This is a genomic window from Arthrobacter sp. UYP6 (assembly GCF_040547315.1).
Lineage (GTDB): Bacteria > Actinomycetota > Actinomycetes > Actinomycetales > Micrococcaceae > Arthrobacter_B.
Window position 1 is genome coordinate 268,653 of sequence record NZ_JBEPPM010000003.1, and the last position, 6,773, is coordinate 275,425.

The window sequence follows — 6,773 nt, forward strand, 5'->3', positions numbered from 1 at the left end:
AGTTCAGCTATCGGTGTCGTCGTCGACGACGCCTTCGTCATAGTCGTCCTCGGTGATGCTGTCATCAATGCCGCCGTCCTCGATGCCGTCGTCATCATCGTCTTCCCCTGCTGCGGGCGCGGGCTCTCCGGACACCCTGGTGGCTCCCGTCGGTGCTTCAGGCGCAGCGGGAGATATGGGTGCCGGTACAGGTGGAGCGGCGGTCGCGGATGGAGGTGGCGAGGGACCCGGGGCCGACGGATCCCCGGTCGCAGTGGTACTCGGCTGGTCACCAGCGGCGGGGCCAACCACGACCACGCTGCCCAAGTCCACCGGGGGGTGGTTGAACACCGCTCCGCCGAGGGCCCATGCACCAGCCAGCAGGACCGGGACCCCAAGCAGCGCAGCAATCCGGCGACCAGTCATGTGGAGAACCCTACCCTGAACCCAACGGTCAAGCTGAGCCGAACATTAGAAGTCTCTCAGACGCAGGGCTGTCGCTGAAGGCTTCGGGAATGGAAGGCCCGGACATAAGAAACTTCTAACGCCCAGCCAAGGTAGAACTTATCCGGGCCACGCATCGTCATTGGTGAAGAGCAAACCAATAACCCACCGCGGAAGCACATAAACACATGACGACTCCATCTCAGTATCACTCTCCACAGTCCAGCACTCTGCTGACCCGAAGCGAGACCAACCGGCCGACGCTGCCGGGCACAGGTTCTACGGCGGCCCCGTCCGCTGGATCGGTGCACTGGGCAAGTGGGGTCCTGGCTGAGGCCGTCCCAGCCCAGGCGGGGGACCTTGTCGAGGTGCGCATGCTGCGCGAAGGGCCTAAGCGGTTGGCCCTGCTGGAGCTGAGCAACGGCCGGGAGCTGGTGCTCAAGCAATACTCCGATGACCGGGGGATGTGAACCCGGAGGTGGTTGCAGCAGCTGGCCGAGGCGGGCTTTGTCCCACCGGCCAGATTCGCGGTGACTCGGGAGCGAGGGTGGTCCGCCACGCATCGCACGCTGGTGACCGATCTGGCGGACGGAAGCAACTGGGCCCACTGGCTGCAAGCTCCAACAATTAGTCGCAACACCGCCGCCGTCGCCGCGGCCGACTGGTTGGCGAGGCTGCAGTCGCTGCAGGTCACCTTGCCGGACCGCACAGCCCATCGTGCGGGCGATGAGCTGTGCCGCCAGGGCGGCCTGCTTGCCGAGCGGTATCCTGTCTACGCCGCAAGGCTGCTCCGGGTCACCGAAGCTGCCCACCGGTGTCTGTACCTCCGAGGCCACGCACCGGTCGCCGGGCTCGTGGCCTCGCACGGCGATTTGCACCCGGAGAACCTCTACATCAGCGCTGGGGGGCGGCTGGCAGTCACCGCGATTGACGTCGACACCGCCGGGATGCGTCGAGCTTCTTATGACGTCGGCTACGCCTTGGCGCAGCTGCTCATCGTCTCCTGGATGCGTACCGGCTCGTTCCAAGCCGGTGTCTGCGTCGCCCTGACGTTCTGGGACCGGTGGATGACCCATGGCGGCACCGACGCCCGCGCGGTGCCGGCCGAGGTGGTCCGGGCCCTGGTGCAGAGCCTGCATTTCGAGCTGATCACCTACCGCACCGGCCGTGCCGGCCTGGTCCAGCGCTGGCTCGGGATCGCTGAGGCGATGCTGGATCATGGCGTCCGGGCCGCTTTACAGGTCCTGACTACAGAGCAGGACGTCAGGTCGTGAGCGGCGTGCCGATTGCGTTCGTGCACCACGCCAACCAGTTTGTGATCACCGACGGGTACCTCGACCGGGACGGGATCAGCGTCACTGCCGCCGGATACGACGCGGTCCTGTCATTGCACGTCGAGCTGGGGATCCCGGCGGCACTGCACATTTCCGGACCGGTGCTGGAGGCGATCGCTTGGCATCGACCGGCCGTGCTGGCCCGGCTGCGTCAGCATCTGGCCAGCGGTTTTATTAGTCTGATAGGCGGCACCTACGGGGAGAACGTGATGACACTTTCGTCCACCCGGCACAACCGTCGACAGTTGCGGGCCTACCACGAGCTAGTCGAGGAACTACTCGGAGTATCCCGCCGGGAGCTGAGGACCGCATGGGTGCCCGAACGGGTGTGGAACACCACCGCGTGCGCGCCGCCGTTGCGCGATGCTGAAAGCACTGGGGTGCGCTACGAGCGGGTACTGCTGGATGACCGGTTTGCCTTTCCGCTGCGGGAGGGCCGCGACTATCCGGGCAGCGCACGGGAGGCCTTCGACGCGACCGGACCCTACCGGTGGCATGCAGATGGTTTTCCGCCCAGTGCCCGCGGGCTGCTGCACCCGGGGTCCTTGACCCCGTATCGGATCACTGATGGCGAGGGGTTGATCGCCGTCCCGATCGCCTCTCATCTGCGCTACCTTGTGCCACCGCACGACCCGGACCACCTGGGCCTAATCACTGAACTGGCGAAAGACGCCCAAGCGGCGTCCGAGGGATCCCTGCTGGTTTTTGCTGATGACCTGGAACGAGTCGCCGGTGTAGCCGGCTGGGAACAGGGCCTGGATCGGTACGCGCGGTTCCTGCGCTGGATCGCTAAAGGCGAGATGCTGGACCCGGTTGTCCTTGATGCCTGGTGTGACCGGGCCGAGCCCAGACTTGAGCTGCCGGCGGACACCGGCACCTACTACGAGCTGGCACACCAGCACGGCGCGGGCGAGGATTATGCCCGGTGGGCAGCCGACCCCAGGTGGGCTCCGTACGCCGAAGGCCTCGAGCAGGTCGAAGCGGCGCTGGAGCAGGCCGAGGAGGACGGGGCCGACCCGGGGTTGTGCGCGCTGGCCGAACGCTTGGTGCTGCTCGGCCGCCACGAAACTGCCTGGCAGGATCCGCAGCCCGACGGCGGACGGGCCCCGGCCCCATGGGTGCAGGCCACCGCTGCGCACGCCGCCGACGCGCTGCCTGTGCTGGCCGCCGCCAGGTGGGCCGCCAATCCCGGCACACACGAGTTGCAGGTGCTGCTCACGGACATCGACGGTGACGGCCATGAGGAGTTGATTATCAGCAGCGACCGGCTCTTCACTGTGCTCTCACCCCGTCACGGCGGACGACTCAGCTTGATGGTGACCCGCAGCTCCGGAGACCAACCGGACGGCGTTGTCGTCATCGGCAACCCGCTTGACCACTGGAATTTCCAGACTGAACTACACCAGCACATGCAGACCCCACCAAACCACCCGGGGGCACTGAGCGTACTGGGCACCGAAACCCACCCTCATGTTCTCAGCCGAGTCGAGGTCACCGCTGAGGCGGCAGTAGTGGAACTGGTCGACGTCGAACCCGGTCCGGATCGGGGCCTGACCAAGCGGATACTGCTACGGGCCGACGGCACCGCGATAGTGGTGTGCGTACACCGGACCGGGTTACCCGGGGAGCTAAGAACCACCGTGGCGTTGTCCCCGGACTACCCGCATCTGTTACGTACCGGCAGGCACACGATCAACCCGGTTCAGGGCCGAACATGGTGGGGGGGGTGACACCACCGCGCTTCACGTCTGGGTGGCGCACGACCCAGCCGAACACACCAGCCAGCTGGTCGGCATCAGCCCGGATAGCGGCCACTCCCTGGTCGGCGCCACGGACGGGTGCGGGCGGCACCTTCACCTGGTAGTGGGAACCGGCCCCGTCAACGAGCAAACCGGGCCGAGGCTGATCAGGGCCGCGCAGAGCCTTCTGCACCCCGCACCCCCACCGAATTCAGCCTTGCCCGAAGCCTGTGCGGGCGGACGCGAAACCGTGCCGCCGGCAGTTGAGGCCCGCGGCCCGAACCGTTCAGAACCCCACCGGGAATCCAGCCGTGTTTGAGATCCTGCGCTGCTTCGGTCCCCTCCTTCGCCCCTACCGGGCCCGGCTGCTGCTTGGCGGCGTGCTGGTGTTGGTCGTTGCGGCACTGGAACTGGCGCTGCCGTGGCCACTGAAAGTCATCGTCGATGACGTGCTGAACCAACGCGCGCCGGATGGCCCGCTCGGAAACCTCCTTGGGCCGCTGGCCGACTCCCCGAGCGCGGTCCTGGCGACCTGCGCAGCGGCCCTGGTGGTATTGGCCGCCCTGGCTGCGCTGGTCGGCTACCTGTCCTCCCGCATGCTGCTGGCGGTCGGCGAGCGCCTCACCATCGACTTGCGCATGGACATCTTTACCCACCTCCAGCGCCTGTCCCTGACCTTCCATGACCGGCAGCGGGTCGGCGACCTCGCGACCCGCCTCACCGGTGACGTCAACGCCATCCAGGTGCTGCTGGTAGCGGTGTTCGCCACACTACTGCCCAACCTGGCACTGCTGGTCGGAATCGTCCTGATCGCGGTGCTCATCGAACCCGTCTTCGCCGTCCTGCTATTGTGCGTCGTACCGGCACTGTACGCCGTCGTACGGCACTACCGCGGTGCCATCAAGCAAGCCTCCCGTGAAGCCCGTATCCACGAGGGCCAGGTCTCCAGCCACGTTACAGAAACCCTGTCCACCATCCGACTGGTGCAGTCCTTCGCCGCCGAACGCCGCAGCCTGGACCGGTTCCGCACCCACTCACAAGCCCGGCTGGAAGCCGGACTGCGCCAAGTCGATCTCCTCTCCCGGCTACCGGCCGCCATCGAGCTGATCTCCCAGGTTGGACGTGCAGCCGTATTGTTCGCCGGAGCCACCATGGTCCTGCGCGGCCAACTGAGCCTGGGAGTGCTATTGGTGTTACTGGCCTACCTTGCGCAGGTATACGGGCCGATGAAAGCTCTGGCCCGGCTGTCCTCCACGATCGGCAAAGCCCAGGCCGGCGCCGAACGTGTCGAGGAGGTGCTGCGCTCCACCGTGGTCGTACCCGAACACGGCGACGCAGTGCAAGCCCCACCGTTGCGCGGTGACATTGAACTGCGTGGTGTGTCTTTCGGATACGAACCAGACCATCCGGTCCTGCACGAGATATCCCTGTCCGCCGGACCGGGCCAGGTGGTGGCACTTGCCGGCCCCACCGGCGCCGGAAAGTCCACGATCGTCAGCCTCGTCCCACGGCTTTACGACGTCACCGCCGGACAGGTGCTCCTCGACGGACAGGACGTACGCAAGCTGACCCTGCACTCGGTACGCAGCCAAATCGCCGTCGTCCTGCAGGACCCGCTCATGATCTCCGGTTCGATCCTGGACAACATTGCATATGGGGCCCCCGGAGCCAGCCGTGAAAACCTGCTGGCCGCTGCGCAGGCCGCTTACGTCGACGAGTTCGTCGATCGCCTGCCCCAGGGGTACGACACACGGATTGCCGAGCACGGCTCGTCCCTGTCCGGAGGGCAACGCCAACGCATCGCCATCGCCCGGGCCCTGGCCGCCGACACCCCCATTGTGGTGCTCGATGAACCCACCAGCGGATTGGACGCCGTCAGCGAATCCTATGTCATGGCCGGTCTGGCCCGCCTCACCGCCGGACGCACCGTCCTGGTCATCGCCCACCGGCTATCCACTTTGCGCGACGCCGACCGGGTGTACGTCATTGAGCACGGACGCGTTATCGACGCCGGAACGCACACCGAGCTCTCATCACGACCAGGCCTGTACCGAGACGCGAATGAACTGCTACTCGCCCCTGAACGTCCAGCCGCACGGATGTGACGACGACGGCGCTTCCTGATGAATTGCCCGCAGGCCGAACTCGACATAGATGTTTCGGGCTTCAACTCCGAGGGCCGCCAAACCTTCCCGTTGAGTGGTGAGGTCTGGTCCGTTGGTCGAGACGCGGGCATTCCAATCTTCGCTCCGACGGCGTTGCAGATGAGACGCCCCCATCGTGAGGGACCGGCTTGTGCGCAGGTTGTGCTCCCTTGACCTACGGGCAACTCCTGAGCGACTCGGGGCGCCGAGCTTCCGTGATTGACTGCGCGGAACTCTGACTTATTTCTCCCTTTTCCAAGGTAGGTCGGAATCGTCGATGACAGGGTGTAACGGGACCATTACAACCGGACGGTGTTGGTGGTGGGCGAGATGCACCGCAACGGAGCCGTTGAGAAACTTTTCAACTTCACCCCGGACACCGGATTCGCGCGTGCCGACCACGATCATGGCCGCGTCCAGCTCGTCGGCCAGCCGAGCAAGCTCCTGCCCCGGACCACCCGCCAGCGCGCGGACGGACCATTTCACGGGCCGAGGGTCCAAGATTCCCGCGATCTCTGCACGCAGCTCCGGATCAAAAACCTCGGTCTTTTCGAAGGGCAAGTCCGGGTTGATGGGTGCCGACACCACCGAGCCGTCGGGCCGTTCCTCGACCCTCTCGCTGGAGTCGTCTACATTGGCGCAAACCAAATCCGCCCCGAACCGCTCGGCGAACGCTGCCGCTTCCTCGACCACCGCGGCAGCAGTATCCCCGATATCTACACCCACCAGGACAAGAGGCTTGGGGTTGGACATGATGTGGACTCCTTCATGTGGGGCCGTCGACGTTAGTAGTTCGGATGGCCATGGCGATGGTCTCGAGGATGCGGAGGCCAAGGCCGGCCACTAGCGGGCTCCCCAGGCGGCGTGGGTTTAGGCCTCATGTTCGGAAAGGACGAGCTGCCATTTACCCTTCGAGTTGGTACACCGGCCGAGGGTCATATGCTTCACGCGGCGCGGATTGGTGGTGGTCGCCTGAAAACCCGGGGTGGCCTTGACCCCGGATGGTGGACAGGGGCTAAGCGGCGAGGTCGATCCCTGCGCCCTGTGATGAGTATTCCAGCTCAAAGTCCACGGGGCTGACATTAGCGATTGAAGAGTGGCGGCGGCGCTGGTTATAGCGGTCCTCTATCCAC

6 protein-coding genes are annotated in these 6,773 nt (G+C 65.6%); 4 read left to right on the top strand and 2 right to left on the bottom strand.

What is annotated here, in order from left to right:
- Window positions 1-3 precede the first annotated feature (3 nt).
- Window positions 4-135 carry a hypothetical protein gene (locus tag ABIB35_RS04275; RefSeq protein WP_354179190.1) on the bottom strand — a complete coding sequence of 44 codons (132 nt, stop codon included), beginning with the start codon at window positions 133-135 and terminating at the stop codon, window positions 4-6.
- A gap of 476 nt (window positions 136-611) precedes the next feature.
- Here ABIB35_RS04275 and ABIB35_RS04280 point away from each other — a divergent pair, with 476 nt between their 5' ends.
- The 4 genes from ABIB35_RS04280 (at window position 612) to ABIB35_RS04295 (ending at window position 5,601) form a co-directional block, all read left to right on the top strand.
- Window positions 612-893, top strand: coding sequence for a hypothetical protein (locus ABIB35_RS04280; protein WP_354179192.1), 282 nt, complete (start codon window positions 612-614; stop codon window positions 891-893).
- Window positions 894-905: 12 nt separating this feature from the next.
- Window positions 906-1,697: a phosphotransferase gene (locus ABIB35_RS04285; RefSeq protein ID WP_354179193.1), complete on the top strand. Its 792-nt coding sequence runs from the start codon at window positions 906-908 to the stop codon at window positions 1,695-1,697.
- Window positions 1,694-3,487 carry a polysaccharide deacetylase family protein gene (locus ABIB35_RS04290; protein WP_354179194.1) on the top strand — a complete coding sequence of 598 codons (1,794 nt, stop codon included), beginning with the start codon at window positions 1,694-1,696 and terminating at the stop codon, window positions 3,485-3,487. Before ABIB35_RS04285 ends, ABIB35_RS04290 begins: the two co-directional genes overlap by 4 nt.
- Before the next feature lie 320 nt (window positions 3,488-3,807).
- Window positions 3,808-5,601 (top strand): ABC transporter ATP-binding protein, encoded by a 1,794-nt coding sequence (locus ABIB35_RS04295; RefSeq protein ID WP_354179195.1) that lies wholly within the window; start codon window positions 3,808-3,810, stop codon window positions 5,599-5,601.
- A 279-nt stretch (window positions 5,602-5,880) separates the two neighbouring features.
- On the opposite strand, the gene ABIB35_RS04300 is transcribed toward ABIB35_RS04295, so the two are convergent.
- A complete protein-coding gene (locus ABIB35_RS04300) occupies window positions 5,881-6,393 on the bottom strand; it encodes a universal stress protein (RefSeq protein ID WP_354179196.1) in 513 nt (170 codons plus the stop codon).
- Between the last annotated feature and the right edge of the window lie 380 nt (window positions 6,394-6,773).